Annotated in this window: 20 protein-coding genes; 13 read left to right on the top strand and 7 right to left on the bottom strand. The window is 67.6% G+C overall.

What is annotated here, in order from left to right; all coding sequences use genetic code 11:
• The first annotated feature begins 162 nt into the window (after positions 1 to 162).
• The 4 genes from EGH23_RS12630 to ligA all read left to right on the top strand — a co-directional run bounded on the left by EGH23_RS12630 (position 163) and on the right by ligA (position 5,086).
• Entirely contained in the window at positions 163 to 1,785 is a 1,623-nt protein-coding gene (locus EGH23_RS12630) for a methyl-accepting chemotaxis protein (RefSeq protein ID WP_220580358.1), read from the top strand.
• Entirely contained in the window at positions 1,778 to 2,500 is a 723-nt protein-coding gene (locus EGH23_RS12625) for a bacteriorhodopsin (RefSeq protein ID WP_220580357.1), read from the top strand. Before EGH23_RS12630 ends, EGH23_RS12625 begins: the two co-directional genes overlap by 8 nt.
• A gap of 101 nt (positions 2,501 to 2,601) precedes the next feature.
• Positions 2,602 to 2,898, top strand: coding sequence for a HalOD1 output domain-containing protein (locus EGH23_RS12620; protein WP_220580356.1), 297 nt, complete (start codon positions 2,602 to 2,604; stop codon positions 2,896 to 2,898).
• A 91-nt stretch (positions 2,899 to 2,989) separates the two neighbouring features.
• Positions 2,990 to 5,086: an NAD-dependent DNA ligase LigA gene (ligA, locus tag EGH23_RS12615; RefSeq protein ID WP_220580355.1), complete on the top strand. Its 2,097-nt coding sequence runs from the start codon at positions 2,990 to 2,992 to the stop codon at positions 5,084 to 5,086.
• A gap of 25 nt (positions 5,087 to 5,111) precedes the next feature.
• On the opposite strand, the gene EGH23_RS12610 is transcribed toward ligA, so the two are convergent.
• The 3 genes from EGH23_RS12610 to EGH23_RS12600 all read right to left on the bottom strand — a co-directional run bounded on the left by EGH23_RS12610 (position 5,112) and on the right by EGH23_RS12600 (position 7,417).
• The gene (locus EGH23_RS12610) at positions 5,112 to 6,137 is read right to left on the bottom strand and encodes an ABC transporter permease subunit (protein WP_220580354.1); all 1,026 of its coding nucleotides are present in this window, start codon (positions 6,135 to 6,137) and stop codon (positions 5,112 to 5,114) included.
• On the bottom strand, positions 6,134 to 7,069 hold the full coding sequence (locus tag EGH23_RS12605; protein WP_220580353.1) for an ABC transporter ATP-binding protein: 936 nt from the start codon (positions 7,067 to 7,069) through the stop codon (positions 6,134 to 6,136). Before EGH23_RS12605 ends, EGH23_RS12610 begins: the two co-directional genes overlap by 4 nt.
• Before the next feature lie 75 nt (positions 7,070 to 7,144).
• Entirely contained in the window at positions 7,145 to 7,417 is a 273-nt protein-coding gene (locus EGH23_RS12600; RefSeq protein WP_220580352.1) for a DUF7967 family protein, read from the bottom strand.
• A 163-nt stretch (positions 7,418 to 7,580) separates the two neighbouring features.
• Between EGH23_RS12600 and EGH23_RS12595 the strand changes: the two genes are divergently transcribed.
• The 4 genes from EGH23_RS12595 (at position 7,581) to EGH23_RS12580 (ending at position 10,926) form a co-directional block, all read left to right on the top strand.
• Complete coding sequence (locus tag EGH23_RS12595) at positions 7,581 to 7,904, top strand: HalOD1 output domain-containing protein (RefSeq protein ID WP_220580351.1); 324 nt, start codon at positions 7,581 to 7,583, stop codon at positions 7,902 to 7,904.
• 147 nt (positions 7,905 to 8,051) lie between these two features.
• Positions 8,052 to 9,338: an O-acetylhomoserine aminocarboxypropyltransferase/cysteine synthase family protein gene (locus EGH23_RS12590; protein WP_220580350.1), complete on the top strand. Its 1,287-nt coding sequence runs from the start codon at positions 8,052 to 8,054 to the stop codon at positions 9,336 to 9,338.
• Positions 9,335 to 10,579 carry a homoserine O-acetyltransferase MetX gene (metX, locus tag EGH23_RS12585; RefSeq protein ID WP_220580349.1) on the top strand — a complete coding sequence of 415 codons (1,245 nt, stop codon included), beginning with the start codon at positions 9,335 to 9,337 and terminating at the stop codon, positions 10,577 to 10,579. Before EGH23_RS12590 ends, metX begins: the two co-directional genes overlap by 4 nt.
• Before the next feature lie 41 nt (positions 10,580 to 10,620).
• Positions 10,621 to 10,926 carry a DUF7130 family rubredoxin-like protein gene (locus EGH23_RS12580; RefSeq protein ID WP_220580348.1) on the top strand — a complete coding sequence of 102 codons (306 nt, stop codon included), beginning with the start codon at positions 10,621 to 10,623 and terminating at the stop codon, positions 10,924 to 10,926.
• A 92-nt stretch (positions 10,927 to 11,018) separates the two neighbouring features.
• On the opposite strand, the gene EGH23_RS12575 is transcribed toward EGH23_RS12580, so the two are convergent.
• On the bottom strand, positions 11,019 to 11,579 hold the full coding sequence (locus EGH23_RS12575) for a hypothetical protein (protein WP_220580347.1): 561 nt from the start codon (positions 11,577 to 11,579) through the stop codon (positions 11,019 to 11,021).
• A 147-nt stretch (positions 11,580 to 11,726) separates the two neighbouring features.
• On the opposite strand from EGH23_RS12575, the gene EGH23_RS12570 reads away from it, so the two are divergent.
• Both EGH23_RS12570 and EGH23_RS12565 read left to right on the top strand, forming a co-directional pair.
• On the top strand, positions 11,727 to 12,392 hold the full coding sequence (locus tag EGH23_RS12570) for a helix-turn-helix domain-containing protein (protein ID WP_220580346.1): 666 nt from the start codon (positions 11,727 to 11,729) through the stop codon (positions 12,390 to 12,392).
• 646 nt (positions 12,393 to 13,038) lie between these two features.
• A complete protein-coding gene (locus EGH23_RS12565) occupies positions 13,039 to 13,926 on the top strand; it encodes a ketopantoate reductase family protein (RefSeq protein WP_220580345.1) in 888 nt (295 codons plus the stop codon).
• Between the two features lie 208 nt (positions 13,927 to 14,134).
• Here the strand turns inward: EGH23_RS12565 and EGH23_RS12560 are convergent, their stop codons facing one another.
• Complete coding sequence (locus EGH23_RS12560; protein ID WP_220580344.1) at positions 14,135 to 15,001, bottom strand: beta-keto acid cleavage family enzyme; 867 nt, start codon at positions 14,999 to 15,001, stop codon at positions 14,135 to 14,137.
• 125 nt (positions 15,002 to 15,126) lie between these two features.
• Between EGH23_RS12560 and EGH23_RS12555 the strand changes: the two genes are divergently transcribed.
• Together EGH23_RS12555 and EGH23_RS12550 are read left to right on the top strand one after the other, a co-directional pair.
• The gene (locus EGH23_RS12555) at positions 15,127 to 15,348 is read left to right on the top strand and encodes a hypothetical protein (RefSeq protein WP_220580343.1); all 222 of its coding nucleotides are present in this window, start codon (positions 15,127 to 15,129) and stop codon (positions 15,346 to 15,348) included.
• Positions 15,338 to 16,453, top strand: a complete 1,116-nt coding sequence (locus EGH23_RS12550; RefSeq protein ID WP_220580342.1) for a GNAT family N-acetyltransferase — start codon at positions 15,338 to 15,340, stop codon at positions 16,451 to 16,453. Before EGH23_RS12555 ends, EGH23_RS12550 begins: the two co-directional genes overlap by 11 nt.
• Positions 16,454 to 16,615: 162 nt before the next feature.
• Here EGH23_RS12550 and EGH23_RS12545 read toward each other — a convergent pair whose 3' ends face one another.
• Both EGH23_RS12545 and EGH23_RS12540 read right to left on the bottom strand, forming a co-directional pair.
• Positions 16,616 to 17,641: a lysylphosphatidylglycerol synthase transmembrane domain-containing protein gene (locus EGH23_RS12545; RefSeq protein ID WP_220580341.1), complete on the bottom strand. Its 1,026-nt coding sequence runs from the start codon at positions 17,639 to 17,641 to the stop codon at positions 16,616 to 16,618.
• Positions 17,642 to 17,644: 3 nt separating this feature from the next.
• Positions 17,645 to 19,147, bottom strand: a complete 1,503-nt coding sequence (locus EGH23_RS12540) for a sulfatase (protein WP_220580340.1) — start codon at positions 19,145 to 19,147, stop codon at positions 17,645 to 17,647.
• Between the two features lie 112 nt (positions 19,148 to 19,259).
• On the opposite strand from EGH23_RS12540, the gene EGH23_RS12535 reads away from it, so the two are divergent.
• Positions 19,260 to 21,248, top strand: a complete 1,989-nt coding sequence (locus EGH23_RS12535; RefSeq protein ID WP_220580339.1) for a beta-galactosidase — start codon at positions 19,260 to 19,262, stop codon at positions 21,246 to 21,248.
• Positions 21,249 to 21,883: the final 635 nt, after the last annotated feature.

Here is a 21,883-nt window from a genome sequence, read left to right as displayed (position 1 = left end):
GATCGCCTCGGCCGAACCTCCTGTCACTTCCGGTCCTCCCGAACGAACCGACTTCCCAGTCTGGCCGTGCGAGCCGCTCACATGGCACGTGCCGACGCCGTGGTTATCAGAATGTAAATTCCGGGGAGTAAATATAAGTCCGATTTCCGGACCCCCTTCGCTATGGAGACGACACGCGGATTCGAACCGATAGCCGGCCACTACAGCAGGCGCATCGGCGCGGCGCTCGCGGTGACGCTGGTCGCGACGCTCGCGTTCGGTGCGCTCTTCGCCGTCCACGCGGTGAACACGGAGGCGGGGCTGTCGGCGATCGCCGGCACGCTGTTCGTCGTCGCGCTCAACCTCGGTCTGCTCGGCATCGTCCTCGGCGGCAACGCGGCCGTCGCGCTCCGCCGGCTGACCGGTGCCGCGGAGGCCATCGAGGACGGCGACCTCGACGCCAGTCCCGACGTGGACCGGGCCGACGAGTTCGGCCACCTCGCTACGGCGTTCGACGACATGAGCGACTCGCTCGGCGAAGCGCTCGACGAGTCCGAGACGGCGCGGAGAGCGGCCGAGGACGCCCGCGAAGACGCGGAGGAGTCCCAGCGAGACGCGGAGGCGGCCCGACGGGAGGCCGAGGCGTTCAACGAGACGCTCATCGAACACGCCACGGACATCGGCGATGCGATGGCCGCGGCCGCCGACGGCGACTTCACGCGGCGACTGGAGACCGACGTGGACGTGGACGCGGTGGAGCGAATCGCGGTCGCCTACGAGGAGATGGCCGGCGACCTCTCGACGACGGTCGACGAGATCCGGGAGTTCGCCACCGTCGTCGAGAGCGCGAGCGGGGCCGTCGCCGACGACGCGGCCGACGTCGAACGGCTCAACGAATCGCTGGCCGGGGACATCCGCGAGCTGGCACGCGACATCGAGGGGCAGGCGAACCGGCTCCAGACCGCCGTCGCGGAGACGAACGACCTCTCGGCGACGATCGAGGAGGTCGCCTCGACGACGGACGAAGTCGCCCGGCGGGCCGGGCGGGCCTCGGACGTCGGCGCGACCGGAGCCGAGCGCGTCACCGACGCCATCGAGTCCATCGAGGGCGTCGAGACGGCTATCGCCGACCTGGACGCCCTCGTCGCGGCGCTGAACGACCGGATGCGGGACGTGGAGTCGACGACCGGCATCATCGACGACATCGCCGAGCAGACCAACATCCTCGCGCTCAACGCGAACATCGAGGCCTCGCACGCCAGCGAGGGCGGCGAGGGCTTCGCCGTCGTCGCCGACGAGGTCAAGAGCCTCGCCGAGGAGACCCAGAACGCCATCGACGAGATCGAGGGCATCGTCGCCGGCGCTCGGTCGGACGTCGACGAAGTGACCCGGGAGATGGACGCCACCCGAGCGCGCATCGACGAGAGCGTCGAGACGGTCACCGACGCGGGCGACACGCTGGCACAGCTCACCGACACCGTCGACGACGTCGACGAGGCGATGGGCGAGATCGCCCGGGCGACCGACGACGGCGCGGCCGCCACCGAGGAGGTGGCCGCGACCATCGACACCGTCGGTGACGCCGCCGCCGACGTGGCCGAGCGCTCGCACGCGCTGGCCGACACCGCCGAGGAGACCGCCGAGACGATGAGCGACGTGCGCCGCCGGGCCGACGATCTCTCCGCCCGCACCGACGAACTCATCGACCGCCTGTCGGCGTTCGACACGCGCGACGGGGGTCACGGCGCGTCGGCCGACCCGACACCGACCGCCGGGCGACAGACGGTGGGTGGCGACGATGATTAGCCAATCCGGCGTCTACGGCGTCGCCGCGGCCGTCTCGGCCGCGGCGTTCCTCGTCTTTCTGGGCTGGCTCAGCCGCGTTCCGGCGTCTCGGCGGCGCTACTGCTATCCGGTGGTCGCCGTCGTCGGCTTCTCGGCCGCGATGAGCGCGCTGACGTCGATGGGCGTCGCCCCCGTCGCCGGGACTCGACTCTCGGTCCCGAGTATGATCGACGACCTGGTCGCGTACTCCGTGCTGTGGACTGTCGCGGTGGCGCTGGCCGACGAGTCCCGGCGGATGCTCGCCGTCGCCGCCGTCGTCCCGGCGGTCCAGGTCGTCGCGTTCAACGTCGCGTCCGTCGTCGGCGGCGTCGTCGGCCTCGCGTGTCTCGCCGTCGTCGTCCTCGGACACGGCCTGATGGCGTACTTACTCTTCGGGCCGATCTGGCGTCGGGCGGCCGACGTTCCCGACGGACAGCGGCTCCTCCACTGGAAGTCCCGAAACCTCCTGTTGTTCCTCGTCGGGATGCTCATCGTCTACGCGCTGCTCTCGGTCGCGGCGGTGTTCGACTCGTTCGTCATCGCCGTCCTCAGAGTGTATATCGGCCTGCTCATCAGGGTCGGCTTCGCCGGGTTCCTCTTCGTCAACGTCACTGCCATCGCGGTCGGCGGGGTAGGCTCGACGGACAGCGGTCCCGCGTCATTCGCCGACGAGGCGGGCGTGAGCGGAAGCGATTGAGTCCACTCGACTCGCGCGGGTACTTCGGCGTTTTCAGATACTGAAATAGCGTACCAACGCTTATACACATATGACAGAAATACGCTAACCAGTTGTAGACCATGAGCAAATCTTTCGATACCGCTGACCGAGAGCGAGCTTCCGTGGGGGCCGTCAGCGAGCAGTTCGACTGGGCAGAGACCGAACCGAGCATGGCAGTCGTCGAGACGATCGCCGCCGCGACCGGCCGAACGCCGGCCGAGGGGACGCCGATCTACGAATCGGTCGACGCGGAGGCGATCGACACGCTGTTCGGGTCCGGAAACGACTCGCCGGACCGCCGGTTTTCGTTCACGCACGAGGGACTCACAGTGACAGTCGCGGGCGACGGCACCGTGTCGGCGCGACCCGCCGTCTGATCGCGCTCTCGGTGAGCGGACGCTGAACGCGCCGACAGCGCCAGCGGCACACAGCGGACAGTATTAGTGAGTGGCTCTCTCAGTACCGACGATGGCAGCCCTCGAAGACGAGACCGACAACCCCTACGTCTCGGACCCGCCGACCGAGTTCGACCCCGCCGGCGAACTCGACGCGGACGAGGCCCGGGAACAGGCCGAGCAGTTGCGCGAGGCCGTCCGCTATCACGACCACCGGTACTACGTCGAGAACGACCCCGCTATCGGAGACCGGGCCTACGACGCGCTGTTCGCGCGCTTAGAGGAACTCGAAGGGGCGTTCGACCTCGACACGTCGGGCAGTCCGACCCGGCGCGTGGGCGGCGAACCGCTCTCCGAACTCGACGAGGTCGAACACGTCGCGACGATGGGCTCTATCGACCAGGGCGGCGACGCCGAGGCCGTCCGCGCGTTCGACGAGCGGGTCCGAAGCCGACTCGCCGAGGCCGACTACGACGGCGACCTGCGGTACTTCTGTGAACCCAAGTTCGACGGGCTCTCGGTCGAGGTCGTCTACGAGGACGGCGAGTACCGGCGCGCGGCCACCCGCGGCGACGGCGAGGTGGGCGAGGACGTCACCGAGAACGTCCGGACCATCGCCAGCGTCCCGCAGCGCCTCCGCGGGGACTACCCCGACTTCCTGGCGGTCCGCGGCGAGGTGTACATGCCCCGCGACGCCTTTACCGAGTACAACCGCGAACGCGTCGAATCGGGCGAGGACCCCTTCGCCAACCCCCGCAACGCCGCCGCGGGGACGCTCCGCCAGCTCGACCCGAAAGTCACGGCACAGCGCCCGCTCGCCGTCTTCTTCTTCGGCGTCCTCGAGGCGTCGGTCGACTTCGAGAGCCACGCCGACCTGCACGAGCGGTTCCCCGAGTGGGGACTGCGGGTCTGTGACCGGACGCGCGTCGTCGACGACGTCGAGGCGGCTATCGACTACCGCGAGGACCAACTCGCCGCCCGCGACGACCTCGGCTACGAGATCGACGGCGTCGTCCTGAAAGTCGACGACATCGACGCCTGCGACCTATTGGGGAGGACCAGCCGCGCCCCGCGGTGGGCCTTCGCGTATAAGTTCCCCGCCCGCAAGGAAGAGACCACCGTCAGAGACGTCGTCGTGCAGGTCGGCCGCACCGGTCGGCTGACGCCCGTCGCGCTGATGGACCCCGTCGAGGTCGGCGGCGTCACGGTCACGCGCGCCTCGCTGCACAACCCCTCGCTCATCGAGGAACTGGGCGTGAACGTCGGCGACCGCGTGCGCATCAAGCGCGCGGGCGACGTGATCCCGGACGTGGTCGAGGTGGTCGAGAAGGACGGCGACGGCCACTTCGCGTTCCCGGAGACGTGCCCGGTCTGTGACAGTCCGGTCGAGCGCGACGGCCCGATGGCGTTCTGTACCGGCGGGCTCTCCTGTCCCGCCCAGCGCGAGCGCTCCGTCGAACACTACGCCAGCCGCGGCGCGCTCGATATCGAGGGCCTCGGCGAGAAAGCCGTCGAGCAGTTGCTCGACGCCGGCCTCGTCGAGGACGCCGCCGACCTATACGAACTCACCGTCGAGGACCTCCGGGAACTGGAGGGCTGGGGCGAGACGAGCGCGCGGAACCTCGTCGCGGAACTCGACGCCGCCCGCGACCCGCCGCTCTCGGACTTCCTCGTCGCGCTCGGTATCCCGCACGTCGGCGACGTGACCGCCCGGAACCTCGCCGCGGAGTTCGGGACGTTCGAGAAGATACGGGACGCGGCCGAATCGGGCGACCGCGAGGCGTTCGAGGCGGTCCCCGACGTGGGTCCCGAAGTCGCCGAGAGCGTCGTCGAGTTCTTCGAGAGCGAGGGCAACCGCGCGGTGCTCACCCGACTGCTCGACCACGTCGACCCGCGGGCCGCCGAGGCGACCGGCGGCGACGCGCTGGACGGGTTGACGTTCGTGTTCACCGGCTCGCTCGACGGCTACACGCGAGGCGACGCACAGGAGCTGATCGAGCGACACGGCGGCTCCGCGACCGGTAGCGTCTCGGGGAACACGGACTACCTCGTCGTCGGCGAGAACGCCGGGAAGCGAAAGCGCGAGGACGCCGAGGCGAACGACGTGGAGCTGCTGGACGAGGAGTCGTTCGAGGCGTTGCTCGACGAGCGCGGCGTCGAGCGCGAGTAGCGAGAAACGAGGCGTTCGGTCGCCGTTACAAGTCCGCGAGGTTGAACGTGTAGTAGCTGATGGTCGCGGCTATCCCGACCCACGCCAGCATGAACACGACGACGGCGGGGTCTGAGTAGACGAACGGCATCGAGCTGCCGCCGGCCTGACAGGAGACGAACGCCCCGAAGAGCCCTTCCTGGGCCTGCGGCGACCCGTTGAGGACGTTCGAGCAGATGGTGCGGCTCGCCTGCTCACCCTGGCTGAACATCCCGTAGCGAGCGCTGCGGGCGGCGTTCTCGCCCTCGCCGAGAACCGAGTTGACGAGCGTCTGGTAGGCCTGATTCGGGTTCAGGAGTTTCAACAGGAGCACGACGTGCCAGCGTATCGCCCCGGTGACGCCCAGTTCGTTGGTGAGGATCTTCCCGACGCCGTTGGCACCCGCGTTCCAGAGGAACGTGAAGTAGAAGTAGACGATGAAGTTCGCCGCACCGGACCAGAGGCTCTTCGAGAAGGCCCCGGAGATGGAGACGGTGATGGCGACGAACACCAGCGCGAACACCACCGTGAAGAAGCTGAACACCGCGAACAGCCCCGGCTTGAACGTCAGCCGCGAGAGCGCCAGGAAGACGGCGGTGAGGCCCAGCGAGATAGCGAGGGGAACGCCGAGCACCGCACAGCGGCCCAGCACCTTCCCGACGATGACGTCCTTCCGGGAGTGGGGCAGCGACAGCAGGAGCTTCAGCGACCCCGACGTGCGCTCCTTCGAGATGGCGGCGAAGCCGACGAAGATGGCGACGACGGGCAACAGGAACGTCACCATCCGCGTGTAGATCTGCGAGAGCAGGAGCTGCATCCCGAGTTCCTGTGCGCCCTGACTCACACCGATATCGAAATACAGCGCGAGCGCGACGGGCGAGATGAACGCGACGGTGAAGATGAGCCCGAGCAGCCACAGCCCCTTCGAGCGGATGGCGTCCTTGAACTCCTTCTTCGAGACGGTGTACCACTCGAAGGTGTTCCTGAGGGTGCGGTCGACGTCCCCGAGCGGGCCGGCGTCGGCGGTGCTCACGCCTGGACCTCCCGTTCTCGCTCGCGCTGGTCGGTGTAGGCGGTGAAGAGGTCTTCGAGCGAGGCCTCCTCGGTCTCGAAGTCCTCGACGGTGACGCCCGCCTCCTCGAACGCGTTGAGGACGGTCATCTTCGCGTCCCCCTGGCAGTTGACGACGGCGCGGTCCCCCTCCCGCGTGACGCCCGAGACTTCCGGGAGCGAGCGGACCTGTTCGACGGCGCTCTCCAGTCCGTCGGCGTCGGCGACGGTGACGACGAGTTTCATGTCGCCCTGTGCCGCGGACCGGAGGCCCTCGACGCTGTCCTTGGCGATGAGTCGCCCGTCTTGGAGGATGCCGACGGTGTCACACACCGACTCGACCTGACCGAGGATGTGCGAGGAGAAGAAGACCGTCGCGCCGCGTTCGCTCTCCTCGCGGACCAGATCGCGCATCTGTCGAGCGCCGTTCGGGTCGAGCCCGGTCGTCGGTTCGTCGAGGATGAGCAGGTCGGGCTGGTCGACCAGCGCCATCGCCAGCACGAGGCGCTGTTTCATTCCCTTGGAGTAGCCGCCGGCTCGCCGGTCCATCGCGTCGGCGACGCCCACCCGTTCGAGCAGCGCTTCCGGGTCGTCGTCGGCGTCTTTCGACTCGATGACGAACTCCATGTGCTCGCGGCCGGTCAGTCGCTCGTAGACGTCGTAGCCCTCGGGGAGGACGCCGATGCGCTCGCGGATGGCCTTCGAATCGTCCTGCGCGTCCATTCCGAGCACCTTCGCGGACCCCGCCGTCGGCCGGACGAAATCCAGGAGGATATTGATCGTCGTCGACTTCCCCGCCCCGTTCGGGCCGAGGAAACCGAACACTTCCCCCTCCTCGACCGTCAGGTCCACACCTTGCAGGGCGACGACGTCCCCGAACTCCTTGCGGACGTCGTTCAGTTCGATAGCGGTCATACGCCGGGTTTGTGCCGCCCTCCGGTATAGTCTTTCGTGTTGACTACACTGAACGAAAACGGCGGTTGCGGCGTCTCAGACCTCCGAATCCGGGTCCTGGTTGTCGGCCATCCGCCGGGCTTCGGTCGCGTAGCGCTCGCGGTCCTCGTCGGCGACCGGCTCCAGTCGGTCGGGTTCGACGTCGATCGCCGCGGTGACGCGCTTTTTCATCAGGAGGTTCGTCGAGAGCTGCTTCGTGACGTGGCGGTCCCCCTCGGGCGTGGCGTAGACCAGCGTCACCATCCGCTCGTCGCCGAAACTGGAGCGTTCGACCAGCCAGCACCGCACCGTCTCCTCGGAGTCTGTCATTGGTCCGTCTTGAGGGGCCGTGGGTTTGTATCCTCCGAGGCAAAGTGCGCCGCGGTCGATACGTCGCTGACCCTACCGGCGGTCAGATGCCCTCGCCTACCGACTAACTCGCCCATTACTTTGACACTCTGTCCGTTTCCCCCGTCTACGGGACGCCCTGACAATGACGTACTGTGACTGCGAGCCAGAACACGAAGCGGTGTGGGAAGGTGACGAAGCGACGCTGTCCGAGACGCTCATCGAGGCGATAGCGACCGTCGAGGGGGTCCGCCCGATAGAACTCGAACCGCTCGCCGACACGATAGACGCGGTGGCGCTCGATACGCTCTTCGAGAGTTCCGACGCGGTGCGTGACCCCGAACAGATATTCTTCTTCTCCGTCTCGGGATGGAACGTCTTCGTCAGCGGCGACGGCCGGATCCAGATCTGCGACCCCGCCGAGTCGTCGACCCCTTCTCCCCTGTTCGAGTCAGCCGCCGTCGACTGACCGGTTCCGCTGCGGTGGTAGCCCCCGCCGTCGCCGTCCTCCGGCCCCGCCTCGTTCGCTCCCCGATTCACGAGCTAACGACCCACACGGGGAGAGTTTTGCCGTAACTCGTGGTTATAGATGTTCGGAGATATATGCATACTGCACATGACTCATCGCTACGGATTCGGGACGCGCTGCGTCCACGCCGGACAGGAGGAGCCCGACCCGGCGACCGGGGCGCGCGCGCCGCCCATCTATCAGACTTCCTCGTACGTCTTCGAGGACGCGGAGACGGCCGCCGACCGCTACGCGCTGGAGGACGACGGTAACGTCTACTCTCGGTTCGACAACCCGACCGTTCGGACCCTCGAAAACCGGCTGGCGTCGCTCGAAAACGCCGTCGACGCCGTCGCCACCGGGTCGGGGATGGCGGCGCTCGACGCCGCGACGACGGTGCTGGCCCGAGCCGGCGACAACGTCGTCTCGGCGTCCTCTATCTACGGCGGGACGCACTCGTATCTCGCCAACACCGCCAGCCGACGGGGCATCGAGTCGCGCTTCGTCGATACGTTGGACCCCGACGCCTACGCCGAGGCCATCGACGACGACACGGCCTACGTCCACTGCGAGACCATCGGTAACCCCTCGCTCGTGGTCCCGCCGCTCGAAGAGATCGCGGAGGTCGCACACGACCACGGCGTCCCCCTGTTCGTGGACAACACCTTCGGGACGCCCGCGCTCTGTCGGCCGCTGGACCGCGGTGCGGACCTCGTCTGGGAGTCGACGACGAAGTGGATCCACGGCTCCGGGACCACCATCGGCGGAGTGCTGGCCGACGGCGGGTCGTTCCCGTGGGCCGACTACCCCGAGAAGTTCCCCGAGATGGGCGCTGAGAACCCCGCCTTCGGGGCGAACTTCGCCGAGCGATTCGGCGACCGGGCGTTCACGATGGCCGCCCGCCAGCGCGGCCTCCGCTCGCTCGGTGACGGGCAGAAGCCCTTCGACGCGTGGGCGACCCTCCAGGGGAGCGAGACCCTCTCGCTTCGGATGGAGCGGCACTGCTCGAACGCGCTGACCGTCGCCGAGCACCTCCGGGACCACGACGACGTGTCGTGGGTCACCTACCCGGGCCTCGAGAGCCACGAGACCCACGACCTCGCCGACCGCTACCTCGACGGCGGCTACGGCGGCGTCGTCACGTTCGGGCTCGACGGCGGCTACGACGCCAGCCGACAGTTCTGCGAGGAGACGGACTTAGCGCAGTTCCTCGCCAACATCGGCGACGCGAAGACGCTCGTCATCCACCCCGCGAGCACGACCCACGCCCAGCTCTCGGAGGAAGAACAGCGCGCGAGCGGCGTCAGCCCGGACCTGATTCGGATGAGCGTCGGCATCGAGGACCCGGCGGACGTGCTCGGGGACATCGACGAGGCCATCGAGCGAGCCACATGAGCGTCGAATCGGAGACCGTCTCGGTCGGCGAGTTCGAGTTCCAGTGCGGCGAGACCGTCGCCGACCTCGAACTGGCCTACGAGACCTACGGCGAGTTCGAGGGCGACAACGCCGTCCTCGTCTGTCACGCCCTGACCGGAAGCGCTCACGTCTCCTCGCGCGGCCGCTTCGAGGACGGCGGCGACCAGGCCTACGCGTGGTGGGACGACATCGTCGGCCCGGGGAAGGCCATCGACACGACGGAGTACTTCGTCGTCTGCGCGAACGTCCCCGGCTCCTGTTACGGCTCGTCGGGCCCCTCCAGTACGAACCCCGAGACCGGCGAGCCGTACGGTCCGGAGTTCCCCCCCGTCACGGTCGCCGACTGGACGGAGGCCCAGCGCCGCCTACTCGACGAACTCGGGATTCCCGCGCTGTACGCCGTCGTCGGCGGCAGCGTCGGCGGTATGAACGTCTTAGAGTGGGGTAAGCGTCACCCCGACCACGTCGAGAAGCTCGTCCCGGTGGCCGCCGCCCCGCGACTGGACCCGCAGTGTCTCGCGCTGAACGGCATCGCCCGCCGGGCTATCACCACCGACGACGACTGGAACGGCGGCCACTACTACGGCGGCTCCGACAGCGACGAGAACGGGACCTCGTCCGACGGCGGGACCCACCCCGACGAGGGACTGGCGCTGGCCCGGCAGATCGGCCACGTGATGTACTTCTCGAAGGCGAGCATGGAGCGCCGGTTCGGTCGCCGCGCCGCGACGCGGGAGGCCGAGCGCGCGTTCCCGACCGACCCCGCGGGCCGGTTCTTCCCGTACCGGGACGTGGAGTCCTACCTGGATTACAACGCCTCGAAGTTCGTCGAGCGCTTCGACGCCAACAGTTACCTCTACCTGACGCGGGCGATGGACAACTACGACCTCTCCTCGGGGTTCGAGTCGGACGCCGACGCGCTGGCGGCCTTCGACGGCGAGGCGCTGGTGATGTCCTTCACCGGCGACTGGCACTTCACGACCCAGCAGTCCGAGGCGCTGGCCGACGCCCTGCGCGAGACGGACACCGACGTCGCTCACCACGTCGTCGACTCCGATTACGGCCACGACGCCTTCCTCGTCGAACCCGACAGCGTCGGCCCGCCGCTATCTGACTTCTTAGAGGAGGGACTCGACGGCAACGCCGTCTCCGATACGAAGGCCGTCGAGAGCGAGTCGAGCGACTTCGCGCCCGTTCACAACAGTCTCTTCTCGCGCTAGGCGCTAGCCTTTATCACACCTCCCGCCGTCGGTTCACCTGTATGACAGACATGTTTGTCAACGCCGACGACGACGAACTCTCCTTCGGCAAGACGGTGTTCGACGAGGAGGGGAACGAGCTCGGCAGCATCCGCGGGTTCGACCAGCACGGCTTCTACGTCACCGTCGAGGGCGGCATCGAGTCGATGTCCGACGAGCACCGGACCACGGGCGCCGCCGGGCAGGCCGAACTGATGTGGCGCTGCTGGGAGTGCGGCGAGATGGGCGATATCGAGGAGGACATCCCCGACGAGTGCCCCTCCTGTGGCGCGCCCAAAGAGGAGATTTACTACTGGACCGAGGACTGATCCGCACGTCGAAGCGGTTTATCGGTGAGTAGCGGATTCGTACGAGTGAGGACTGATCCGCACGTCGAAGCAGTGTCTCCGCGAGGAGACTGTTACTCCGCCCGCTCGATGCGGTCGGCCGTCGCCGCGTCGAGCGAGTTTTTCACTGTCTCCAGACCGCTCTCCGGCAGCGCGAAGCGAAGCGTCTCCGCGCGCCACTCGGCGATAGCCACATCGTCGGCGTCGCGGACGACGAGATACGAGAGCTCGTCGAAGAGCGTGGCGAGCGCGTCAAACGTCTGGGGCGTGAACGGCACGGTGCCGGCGGTGTGGTCGGCGTCGACGGTGACGTCGGCGTGGCCCGACAGCGCCTCCAGTTCGACGCGCCCGGGACCGACGAGGTCCGCTCGACGGCCGCGGTCGAGGTAGCAGAACGCTGTCTCGGGACGGCGCGGCGTCGTATCGAGCACCGCCGCGAGCGCGTCCAGTCCGGCGTCCTCGTCGCTCACGGGCGGTCGCACCCGAAACAGGGGTTCGTCGTCGGGCCACGTCGGCGTCCCGGTGTCGAGTCCGGCCCGTTCCCACGCGTCGACGATGGCGTCCGTGAGGCGGTCCACGCCGACGTCTTCGATGGCGTCGGTGACGCGCTCGGCGTCCGATTTCCGCTCGTCCATGGCGGTCGTTCGCGGCGCGGCGTGTTGTGGTTGGTGGTCTCGGTGTCGCCGGCGCTGTCGAAGTCAACCCGCTCTCGGTCGTCGAGCGGCTCGCGGTGTCAGTTGATGGGAACGCCTACAAGTCGGCCGATAGAAGACGCTCAAGGTATGAGCGTCATTCTGGAGTTCACACTCGACGCCGAGGAGTTCACTCTCGGACAGGCTCTGTCGGGGCCACCCACGATGGAGATCGAACTCGAACGCATCGTTCCCACCGGCAAGGCCGTACTGCCGTTACTCTGGGTGACCGGTCCCCCCGAAGACATCGACGCGTTCGAGACGGCGGTCCGCGACCATTCGAACGTCGAGGCGTTCCGCGAACTCGACGAGGTCGGCGACAGTCGCCTGTACCGATTCCGGTGGCTGAATGACCCCGAGAACCTCATCGAAGAGCTCGCAGACCTCGACGCGACCATCCTCGAGGCGACCGGGGCCGACCAGTGGGCGTTTCGGGTTCGCTTTGCCGACCACGAGAAACTCACCCGTTTCCACAACTTCTGTACCGACCGGAGTATCACGATTCACATCGAACGCACCTATACGCTAAACGAGGACACCGAACGCGGGCATCGCTTCGACCTCTCGCCCGAACAGCGCGAAGCTCTCGTGTTGGCCCTGCGCCGAGGATACTTCGCCACGCCGAGGGAGGTCGACCTCACCGAGCTCGCCGACGAGCTCGGCATCTCCCGGCAGGCGATCTCCGATCGGATTCGTCCCGCCAACGAGAAGGTCCTCCGGAAGGCCTTGCTCTCCGCCGGCTCGCAATACGAGTAGTCGCGGACCCTCAGCGTATAAAACGGTTGATCGGTCAAGGCGTACTTCTTTGCGGAACCCGCCCAGTCCACGAACCAAGCGGGACCATCGCTCATGATAGTGAAAGCTCATCGGGAGAAGATACTTTCCCACCTCGAAGATGCGACGTCGGCTGAGAACCGAGGAGTCGGGGACCCCACTATCCGTGGGGCGTTGCCACGCTCCGACAGTACGATTCGACTCACGGCTGCGAATCAGGGGGGAGAGCGCTCATGACGCGGTCGGACGATGCCGAGAAGACACCCGGGGAAAGCGAAGTAGTCACTATGGATGACGGGTCGACGCACGTTTTGTGTATCGCCCCATCATGCAGCGAAGACGCGACTAAATCCTGTTACGATTCGAACATCGACCAATACGTCGCTTTCTGTGACGATTGCTTCGAGGAGTGGATAGGAAAGAACCACCTCGAAGCCGTCGACGGGTAACCGACGAGAACCGGCTATCGAACGGTCATCGCTGGCATAAGGCGATTCCCGGACGACAGTCTCGATACAGCCACCGTCCGTCTTCCGTCCTCCGCCCGGCCGGTCGGTCCCTGAAGCGGCCTTCTGTGTGGATCGGAACCGCTCGAACCCTTTTGTACCGCCCCCGCTTTCCCCAACACATGCACGTCGTCGTCTTCGGGGCCGGGAGCCTCGGGAGCCTCCTCGGGGGAATGCTCGCCCGCGCGCACGAGGTGACGCTCGTCGGGCGGGACCCCCACGTCGCCGCGGTTCGACGCGACGGCCTCGACGTGGTCGGCGTCGAGGAGTTCCGCGCCGACCCGGCGGCCGACACCGCCGTCCCCGAAGCCGCGGATCTCGCCCTGGTGGCGGTCAAGAGCGGCGACACCGGAGACGCCGCCCGCGCGCTCGCCGACTGCGAGCTCTCGGCGTGCCTCTCCGTGCAGAACGGGATGGGCAACGAGGTGACGCTCGCGGCCGAACTCGACTGTCCGGTGCTCGCGGGCACCTGCTCCTACGGCGCGCGGCTGGAGGGGCCGGGCACCGTCGCGTTCACGGGCCGCGGCGAGGTGGTGCTGGGCGCGCGAGCGGGCGGTCCCTCTCCGGTGGCCGACGGAGTGGGCGAGGCGTTCGACGCGGCCGGGATCGAGACGACGGTGGCGACGGACATGCCGACGCGCCTGTGGGAGAAACTGGCGGTCAACGCCGCTATCAACGCCGCGACGGCGCTCGCTCGCGCGGAGAACGGCGCGCTCGCCGACGGTCCGGGGCGGGAACTCGCCGCCGACGCCGCCCGCGAGACGGCCCGCGTCGCCCGCGAGCGGGGCGTCGACCTCACCGACGAACGCGCCGTCTCGCTGACCGAGACAGTGGTTCGGAACACCGCCGCGAACCGCTCGTCGACGTTGCAGGACGTGGAAGCCGGCCGACCGACCGAGGTCGACGCCATCAACGGCTACGTCGTCGAGCGAGCGGCCGAGCCCGTGCCGGTCAACGAGACGCTCACGAGGCTCCTCCGCCTCTGGGAGCGGGAGCGAGACGCTCGATAGCTAACCCGATTACCGACCGGTCGAGTCCGCGGCCTTCGTCAGAGTCTTGCTAACAAGGACCACTTACCGCGATGTGACACTCACTAGCGGCGAGCGACTGCCGTGCTTACCGGGGTTCTCGACCCCACCGTCGTTGGTCGATGATGACTCGGATACGTCGTCTCGCCGATCGCCGCTCGTTGCCCACGGCGGAGACGAGCCACCCCACTCAGTCGCCGTCGGCCGGTTGCTCGACCTGTTTCTTCGGCATCCCCAGCATCTCTCGGGCCTCCTCGGGCGTCGCGATCTCCCGGTCGAGGCGGTCGAGTATCTCGACGGTGCGGGCCACGAGCTGCTGATTACTCGCGGCTTTCTCACCGCGGCGATAGTAGAGGTTGTCTTCCATCCCGACGCGGACGTGGCCACCGAGCAGGACGGCCATCGTCGTCAGCGGCAGTTGATGGGGACCGACCGCGAGGACGTTCCACTCGGCGTTCTCGGGCAGGTTGTCGACCATGTTGATGAGGTTCCGCGGCCGCGCGGGCGTGAACGAGCCGCCGAAGATGAGGTTGACGTAGGGCGGTTCCTCGACCAGTCCCTCGTCGATGAGCCGTTTGACCTCGGCCAGCTGGCCGGAGTTGAACACCTCCATCTCCGGTTTGATGCCCTTGGCCCGCATCTCGACGGCGAGGCGCTCGATGTTGTTCCGGGTGTGGTTCGTGATGATGTGCTTGTCGCGCTTGAACGGTCCCATGTCCAGCGACGCCATCTCGGGCGGCGGGTCCGTTCTGATGCCCGCCACGCGCTGCTCGTAGGGGCTCTGCCCGCCGGTCGTGTTCTGGATGATGATGTCCTCGCAGCGGTCGCGGATGGCGTCGTTCACCTCCTGGAGCCGCGACGCGTCGTTCTCCCCGCGTTCGTTCCGGCCGTGGACGTGGGCGATCGACGCCCCGAGTTCCTCGCAGGCCGCCACCTGTCGGGCGATTTCCTCGGGCTGCTCGGGCAGGTTGGGATTGACGTTCTTCCCGTGAACCGCGCCGGTCGTGGCCACGGTGAGGATGACCTTCTTCCGCCGGTGGTAGTCGTCGTATGACACTGGTGTCACTCACACCGTTCGATACTTGGTTACGACACAGCTATCGGCGATTTCGCGCCGGTAACCGCGAATTATCCCCAGAACCGCCTCAATAACCAAACGACTGCCCGTCGCCAATTCTCTCGATGGTCTGTCCGCACCTCGATTACCGCAACTCGGACGGCGAGCAGACGTTCGACCACGAGCGACCGTACTGTGAGATCCAGGCGGCGTTCGTCTCACCGATGGAGGCCGACCTCTGTCGGGACCGCCACGAGTTCCACCACGAGACCCACTGTGCGGTGTACCAACGGCACCACGCCGCCGACCAGCTCGTCCCCGGTCTGAACTTAGAGGATGGCGACTAGCCGGGCGACCGTCGAGCGGTCGACGTCCGACGACGACTACACTATCCGCTGGTTCGAGCCGGGCGACCGCGAGGGATTCATGGCGCTGCACGACCGGATCTGGCCGGAGTACTCGACGGCGTGGTTCGACTGGAAGTTCGCCGACAACCCCTATCTCACCGAGTCGCCCATCGTCGTCGCCGAGCGCGACGGCGAGATCGTGGGCGCGCGGCCCAACCTCGCCTTTCAGATGCGCGCGGGCGATACGTACCACACCGCCATCCAGTCCTGCGAGACGATGGTCCACGAGGGCCACCGCCGACAGGGCCTGTTCAGCCGGATGAGCGAGCGGCTCTTCGAGGGGTACGCCGACGGACCGCCCGCGTTCACGTTCAACGTCCCGAACGCGAAGACGACCGCGGGACTGGCGAAGCTCGGCTGTGAGATCGCCGGCGAGCATACCACGTACTATCGGGTGCAGGACCCGGCGGCGTACGCGGGCGTCGACGACCGCCTTCTCTCGGCCGCGGGAAAGCTGGCCGCCCGCGGGTATCTCGGCGCGCGCGGTCGGCGCGTCGACCGCCCGCCGGAGGTGAGCGTCACCCGCCACACCGGGATTCCCGCACAGACCCTCGCGCGCCTCTATCGCCGCCGCCCGCCCGCCGAGATCCACGCCTACCGCGACGAGCAGTTCTTCGAGTACCGCTTCGGCAACCCGCAGTGGGAGTACACCGCCTACACCGCCCGATTGGGCGGCGACCCGGTCGCCGGGCTCGTCACCGGAACGCAGGAGGCGGAGTCGGGGACCGTCACCAACGTCGCCGACGTGGTCCCGCTGGTCGGCGACGTCGAACGGGACCGGGCGCTCCCGGCGCTGCTGGCCCGCGCGCTCGCCGACCACGGGGACTCCACGGTGGTCGCGGTGCGCGGCGACTCGATCCCGCGCGACCTGCTGGCCGACTTCGGCTTCCACAGCGATCAGCGGCTGCCGCTCCGACTGCTCGCGACGCCGACGACGATGATCGTCTCGCCGATTCCCCCGGACGGCGATTGGCGCGTCGCGGGGCGGGACCTCCGCGAGTCGGACAACTGGCGGCCGACGTTCGTCGAACACAACACCGCCTAGAAAATACCGGAATTTCTGCGCGTCTCCGCAGGGAGACAGTTGTGAACGACCGGAAAGCCCCGGCGAGAGACCGAAGGTCTCCCGAGCAGTCGGCGCATAACGCCGACAACGCCCCTTTCAGTCCCTTCCCATTGAACGTCTAATCGGGCGATTCGCCGGCGGTCAGTTCCGCTTGAGGACGTACAGCGCCGCGCCGCCGCCGAGCAGGAGCGCGAAGAGGTAACTGGCGACGCGATAGAGGATGGCGACGGCCGTCGCGTCGGTGCGGCTGATGGCGGTCAGCGCGACGATGAGGACGACCAGCGCCGTGGAGATGGCTCCCGAGCCGCCGGGCGAGGGGGCGATCCCCGCGAGCGTCGAGGCCGGGACGATGAAGAGGACGAGCAGGACCGTCAGCTCCACGCCGATGGACTGGGCGGCCAGGTAGAGCGGGAGCGCGAAGAACACCCAGCCGACGTACGAGAAGGAGAGCGCCTCGACGAGCGCCCGGCGGTCGGTGGCGATGCGCTGGAAGGCCGTCTCCGTCTCGCGGAGGCGCTCGCGCAGGCCCGACAGCGTCACGCGCGGCGTCCGTCTCGCCACCGGTGCCACGAGACCGAGTCCGGTCTCGGCGAGTCGCTTCCGGTATCGCCAGCCGACGGCGGCGAAGACCGGGACGCCCACCGAGAGGACGACCAGGCCGCCCGCGAGCGGTTCGATGGTGTCGGGGAGCGAACTCCGATACAGCAGCGCCGCGAAGCCGACGCCGGCGAAGGTGACGAACGGGAAGAGGTTCAGTAAGTCCGCCGTGACGACGCTGGCGAGGCTGTCCTGATAGCTGGCCTCGGTGTCGCGCGAGAGGACGTAAGCGATGAACGGCTCGCCGCCGGCCTGTCCCAGCGGCGTGACGTAGTTGGCGAACGTCGCGGCGAAGTAGGTGACGACGAGGCTGGAGAAGCGCTCCTCGATGCCGACGACCGCGAGCACGATCTGCCAGGCCTTCCCCCACGCGACGAGACACAGCATCGTCGAGAGGCAGGCCAGCGCGAGCCACGTCGGCTCCGCCGTCCGCAGCTCGGCGAGGACGCCGGCGGTCCCGACGAAGTCCACGAGGAGGTAGACGACGAGCCCGGCGACGGCGAAGCCCAGCACTATCTGTGCGACGGTCTTCTGGTCGGTGAGATCGACCGAGGGGGTTTCGTCGCTCACTGGCTAGTCGATGTAGCCGAGGTCCTGCAGGCGATCTCTCGTCTCTGTGTCCATCCCGTCCAGCACGTCGCCGTCGGCTCCGTCTGCCTCCGCGGGCCAGTCGGCGTCGACCTCGTCGAGGAACGCCCACAGCGCGTCTTCGAGGTGAGGCGGCTCCGCGTCCGTTCCGGCGAGGTTCGTCGTCTCGCCGGGGTCTTCCGTGAGGTCGTAGGCCTCGTCGGGGATGCGCGTACAGTGGATGTACTTCGAGTCGGGGGTCCGGGCCGCGCCCATCCGCGAGTAAAAGCGCGATTGCTCGTCCAGTTCGATGCCGGCGGCCTCGGCTTTCCCCTCCAGTTGGCGCAGCTCGACGACCGGCTGGTGGTACTCGACGAAGCCCACGTCGCCGCGGGGGACGCCGCCGAGGTCGGCGTCGAACTCGCGGTAGTCCGGCGACAGCAGCGAGCGGTGTGACTGCAGCGACTCGCCGCGACCCTCGGCGCTCGCGGCGTCCAGGATCGTGTGGTAGACGTCGACGAGTTCGACCGTCGTCTCGTCGTCGCGCTCGGGTTCCACGTCGGCGTGTTTCACCATGAGCGGGACGTTCACCAGCGGGTCGTAGATGCCGAACTCGTGGCCGTAGAGATCGTGTTCGCCGAACAGTTCGCCGTGGTCCGCGCAGACGACGACGGTGGTCTCCTCCCACCGGCCGGTCTCCTTGAGGTGCGAGAAGAGCCGGTCGAGCTGGTCGTCGATGTGAGCCAGTTCGGCGTCGTAGAGGCCCTTGATGTCGGCCCACTCCTCGCCGCCGATGTCTCGCGCGCCGCAGTTGTACTCCTTGGAGTTCTGGCAGACCTCGGTGGAGTCGACGCCGGGCGCGAACCGTTCGGCGTACTCCTCGGGCGGATGATAGGGGAGGTGGGCGTCCATCAGGTTGATGAACGCGAAGAAGTCGTCGCTCTCGTCGACGAAGTCGATGGTCTCGTCGATGACCTGCGGCGTCTTGGTGTCGCCGCCGCCGCCCTCCGCCAGATGTTCGTGCATCTTGTTGCCGACCTGGACGAGTCGGTCGGCTACCCCGCGCAGGGTGTCATTGTCGTTCATCGTCTTCCAGAGCGTCGCCAGCGGGCCCGAGAGCAGTTCGCTCGGCATGATCTGGAAGAAGTTGTCGTGGTCGTCGAAGCCGGCGGTGAGGTTCGTGTAGCTCGTTATCCAGGCGTTCGAGGAGTAACAGGCGGTGTCGTAGCCCGCCGCCGACAGCGACTCGGCGAGCGTCGTCGCCCCTTCGAGGTAGGGGTTCTCTTGCGTGGCTCCGTGTTCGCTGGGGTAGAGACCCGTGAACAGGGATGCATGGACGGGTAACGTCCACGGGGCCGGCGCGACGGCCTGTTCGAAGACGGCGGCCTCCTCGGCGAACTCCCGCAGGTTGGGCGTCGTCGTCACGTCGTCGTCGTAGACGGACAGGCGGTCCTTCCGAACCGTGTCCAGAACGACGAAAAGGACGTTCGACCCGTCCGTGTCGGTCATACGCGCTAGGACTCGGTCGGGAGATTAAAACCGTGCGCTTTCGTTTGCTACGCGCCGGTCCCGGCTCGGTCGGCGGGGGAAGACGTATGTGACCCCGCTACGCGGAGGCGGTATGACCATCGGTGTCTGCTACTTCCCGGAGCACTGGCCCGGCGAGCGCTGGGAGACGGACGTGCGACAGATGGCCGACGCGGGGATGGAGTACGTCCGCATGGGCGAGTTCGCGTGGGGGCGCGTCGAACCCGAACGCGGCGAGTTCGACTTCGCGTGGCTGGACGAGGCCGTCTCACTCGTCGGCGACCACGGCATGGACGCGGTGCTGTGTACGCCGACGGCGACGCCACCGAAGTGGCTGGTCGACGAACACCCCGACGTCCGGCAGGCCGATCCGGACGGGACCCCGCGAGAGTGGGGGAGCCGCCGATTCACCTGTTTCAACTCGCCGACCTACCGCGAGGAGACCGAACGAATCGTCAGGAAAGTAACCGAACGCTACGTCGACGATCCCCACGTCGCGGGCTGGCAGACCGACAACGAGTACGGCTGTCACGACACCGTCCGGTGTTACTGCGAGGACTGCGCGACCGCCTTCCGCGAGTGGCTCGAAGCGACGTACGGCGATGTCGAGACGCTGAACGAGGCGTGGGGAAACACCTTCTGGAGCCAGCAGTACGACTCCTTCGCGGCCGTCGACCCGCCCGGTCCGACGCCCGCCGAGCACCACCCCTCGCGGCTTCTCGACTACTACCGCTTCTCGAACGACAGCGTCGTCGACTACAATCGCCTGCACGCCGACCTGATCCGCGAGGCGAACGACGACTGGTTCGTCACGCACAACTTCATGGGCGACTTCGGCGCGCTCGACGCCCACTCGCTGGCAGACGACCTCGACTTCCTCGGCTGGGACTCCTACCCGACGGGGTTCGTCCAGGACCGTCGGCCGGGGAAAGCGACGACGGACGAACTGCGCGCGGGCGACCCGGATGAGGTGGCGATGAACCACGACCTCTACCGCGGCGCGAAGCGCGCGCCCTTCTGGGTGCTCGAACAGCAGCCCGGCGACGTGAACTGGCCGCCCCACGCCCCCCAGCCCGGCGAAGGTGCGATGCGACTGTGGGCGCACCACGCCGTCGCCCACGGGGCCGACGCGGTGCTGTACTTCCGGTGGCGGCGCTGTCGGGAGGGCCAGGAGCAGTACCACGCCGGCCTCCGAAAGCAGGACGGGAGCGCCGACCGGGGGTACGACGACGCCGCGGCGGCCGCCGACGAACTGTTCGACCTCGAGCCGGTGGACGCGCCCGTCGCCCTACTGCACGACTACGAGAGCCTCTGGGCGACCGACGTTCAGCCGCACTCCCCCGACTGGCACTACTGGTCGCACCTCCGCGCGTACTACGCCGCGCTCCGCGCGCGCGGCGTGCAGGTCGACGTCGTCTCGCCGACGAGCGATCTCGCGGACTACGCGGCCGCCGTCGCGCCGACGCTCTATCTCGTCGGCGACGACCTCGCCGCCCGCCTCGAAGCCTACGTCGCGGACGGCGGCCACCTCCTGCTCGGCGCGCGCACCGGCGAGAAAGACCCGCACAATCAGCTCCACGAGTCGCTCGCGCCGGGACCGCTGGCCGACCTCGCGGGCGTGCGCGTGGACCAGCACGAGAGCCTCCCCGACGGGATGCCGACCAGGCTTCGCTACGACGGCGAGACCCACGACTACCGGACGTGGGCCAGTTGGCTCGACGCCGAGGGGGCGGCCGCCGTCGGGACGTACACCGCGGGCGTCGCCGAGGGGCGGACGGCTATCACCCGCGCGGACCGCGACGGGGGAAGCGTCACGTACTGTGGCTGTTGGCCCACGGACCGACTCGCCGACGAGTTGGTGACGGACCTGCTGAGCGCTGCGGGCGTCGCGTACACGTCGCGATTCCCGACCGGTGTGCGCGTCGCCGAACGCGACGGCTACGCGTGGGTGACGAACTTCACGAGCGAGACGCGCTCACTCTCCGTCCCGGACGACGCCGCGTTCGTCGTCGGCGGCGAAACCGTCGGCGCGTTCGACGTAGCCGTCGTCGAGACGCCGGCAGCCACGCTTTCTCTGGAATAGATAGGTCCAAAAGGGTCTAATATAAGAACGAAAAGTAGAAATTCAGAATATATTGCGAGTATAGGGATATATGTGGAGGTAACTGAGCGTAGGAATATCCATAGTATGGATAAGTGCGGGACTGTGGGCCTTTCGAGAAACGTGTGTTCGTCGGGTCGAATCCCGTAGGGTCAGCTCGCGAACTCCGTGTTCGGATAGTTCACGATGTATGAACTCACGGAGCCCGCGAGCTACCCGTGCGAAATAACGAACGTACTTATGTTATCCATAGGGGTCGTTTCGACGTTCGACGCCCGGGACCCGTCGCGACCGACCGCGCCTCACGCCGACGAGCGCGGCGTTTCCCCGACTGACGAGAGACGTGGACCGGCGGTATCGGTCTCTGGTGTTCATACATCGTGAACTCACCGGCCATACCTACTCTCGCCGCGGCGAGGTCGAGGCGAACGCTGTAGCGAGCGTGAACCGTCGATTCGAGCGGTCTCGCGGAGCGGTTCGGAGCGACCGCGTGTCGGTTGCCCACAGTTCGCACGAACTCTCCGGCCAGCGCCGGATTCGACCGACCGGAGCGGGGCGGTGTTTCGTTCACACACCGTGAAAACCCTCGATACGGTCCTCTGGTTGCCGACACAACG

Source organism: Haloarcula nitratireducens (assembly GCF_019599505.1).
This window is presented reverse-complemented; position numbering and strand designations above follow the sequence as displayed.

Coding starts and splice junctions, on each gene's coding strand:
- EGH23_RS12625 (WP_220580357.1), top strand. CDS start 1,778: ATGATTAGCCAATCCGGCGTCTACGGCGTCGCCGCGGCCGTCTCGGCC.
- EGH23_RS12580 (WP_220580348.1), top strand. CDS start 10,621: ATGACAGACATGTTTGTCAACGCCGACGACGACGAACTCTCCTTCGGC.
- EGH23_RS12590 (WP_220580350.1), top strand. CDS start 8,052: ATGACTCATCGCTACGGATTCGGGACGCGCTGCGTCCACGCCGGACAG.
- EGH23_RS12630 (WP_220580358.1), top strand. CDS start 163: ATGGAGACGACACGCGGATTCGAACCGATAGCCGGCCACTACAGCAGG.
- EGH23_RS12555 (WP_220580343.1), top strand. CDS start 15,127: ATGGTCTGTCCGCACCTCGATTACCGCAACTCGGACGGCGAGCAGACG.
- EGH23_RS12620 (WP_220580356.1), top strand. CDS start 2,602: ATGAGCAAATCTTTCGATACCGCTGACCGAGAGCGAGCTTCCGTGGGG.
- EGH23_RS12570 (WP_220580346.1), top strand. CDS start 11,727: ATGAGCGTCATTCTGGAGTTCACACTCGACGCCGAGGAGTTCACTCTC.
- EGH23_RS12550 (WP_220580342.1), top strand. CDS start 15,338: ATGGCGACTAGCCGGGCGACCGTCGAGCGGTCGACGTCCGACGACGAC.
- EGH23_RS12540 (WP_220580340.1), bottom strand. CDS start 19,147: ATGACCGACACGGACGGGTCGAACGTCCTTTTCGTCGTTCTGGACACG.
- EGH23_RS12575 (WP_220580347.1), bottom strand. CDS start 11,579: ATGGACGAGCGGAAATCGGACGCCGAGCGCGTCACCGACGCCATCGAA.
- EGH23_RS12595 (WP_220580351.1), top strand. CDS start 7,581: ATGACGTACTGTGACTGCGAGCCAGAACACGAAGCGGTGTGGGAAGGT.
- metX (WP_220580349.1), top strand. CDS start 9,335: ATGAGCGTCGAATCGGAGACCGTCTCGGTCGGCGAGTTCGAGTTCCAG.
- EGH23_RS12605 (WP_220580353.1), bottom strand. CDS start 7,069: ATGACCGCTATCGAACTGAACGACGTCCGCAAGGAGTTCGGGGACGTC.
- EGH23_RS12565 (WP_220580345.1), top strand. CDS start 13,039: ATGCACGTCGTCGTCTTCGGGGCCGGGAGCCTCGGGAGCCTCCTCGGG.
- EGH23_RS12535 (WP_220580339.1), top strand. CDS start 19,260: ATGACCATCGGTGTCTGCTACTTCCCGGAGCACTGGCCCGGCGAGCGC.
- EGH23_RS12600 (WP_220580352.1), bottom strand. CDS start 7,417: ATGACAGACTCCGAGGAGACGGTGCGGTGCTGGCTGGTCGAACGCTCC.
- ligA (WP_220580355.1), top strand. CDS start 2,990: ATGGCAGCCCTCGAAGACGAGACCGACAACCCCTACGTCTCGGACCCG.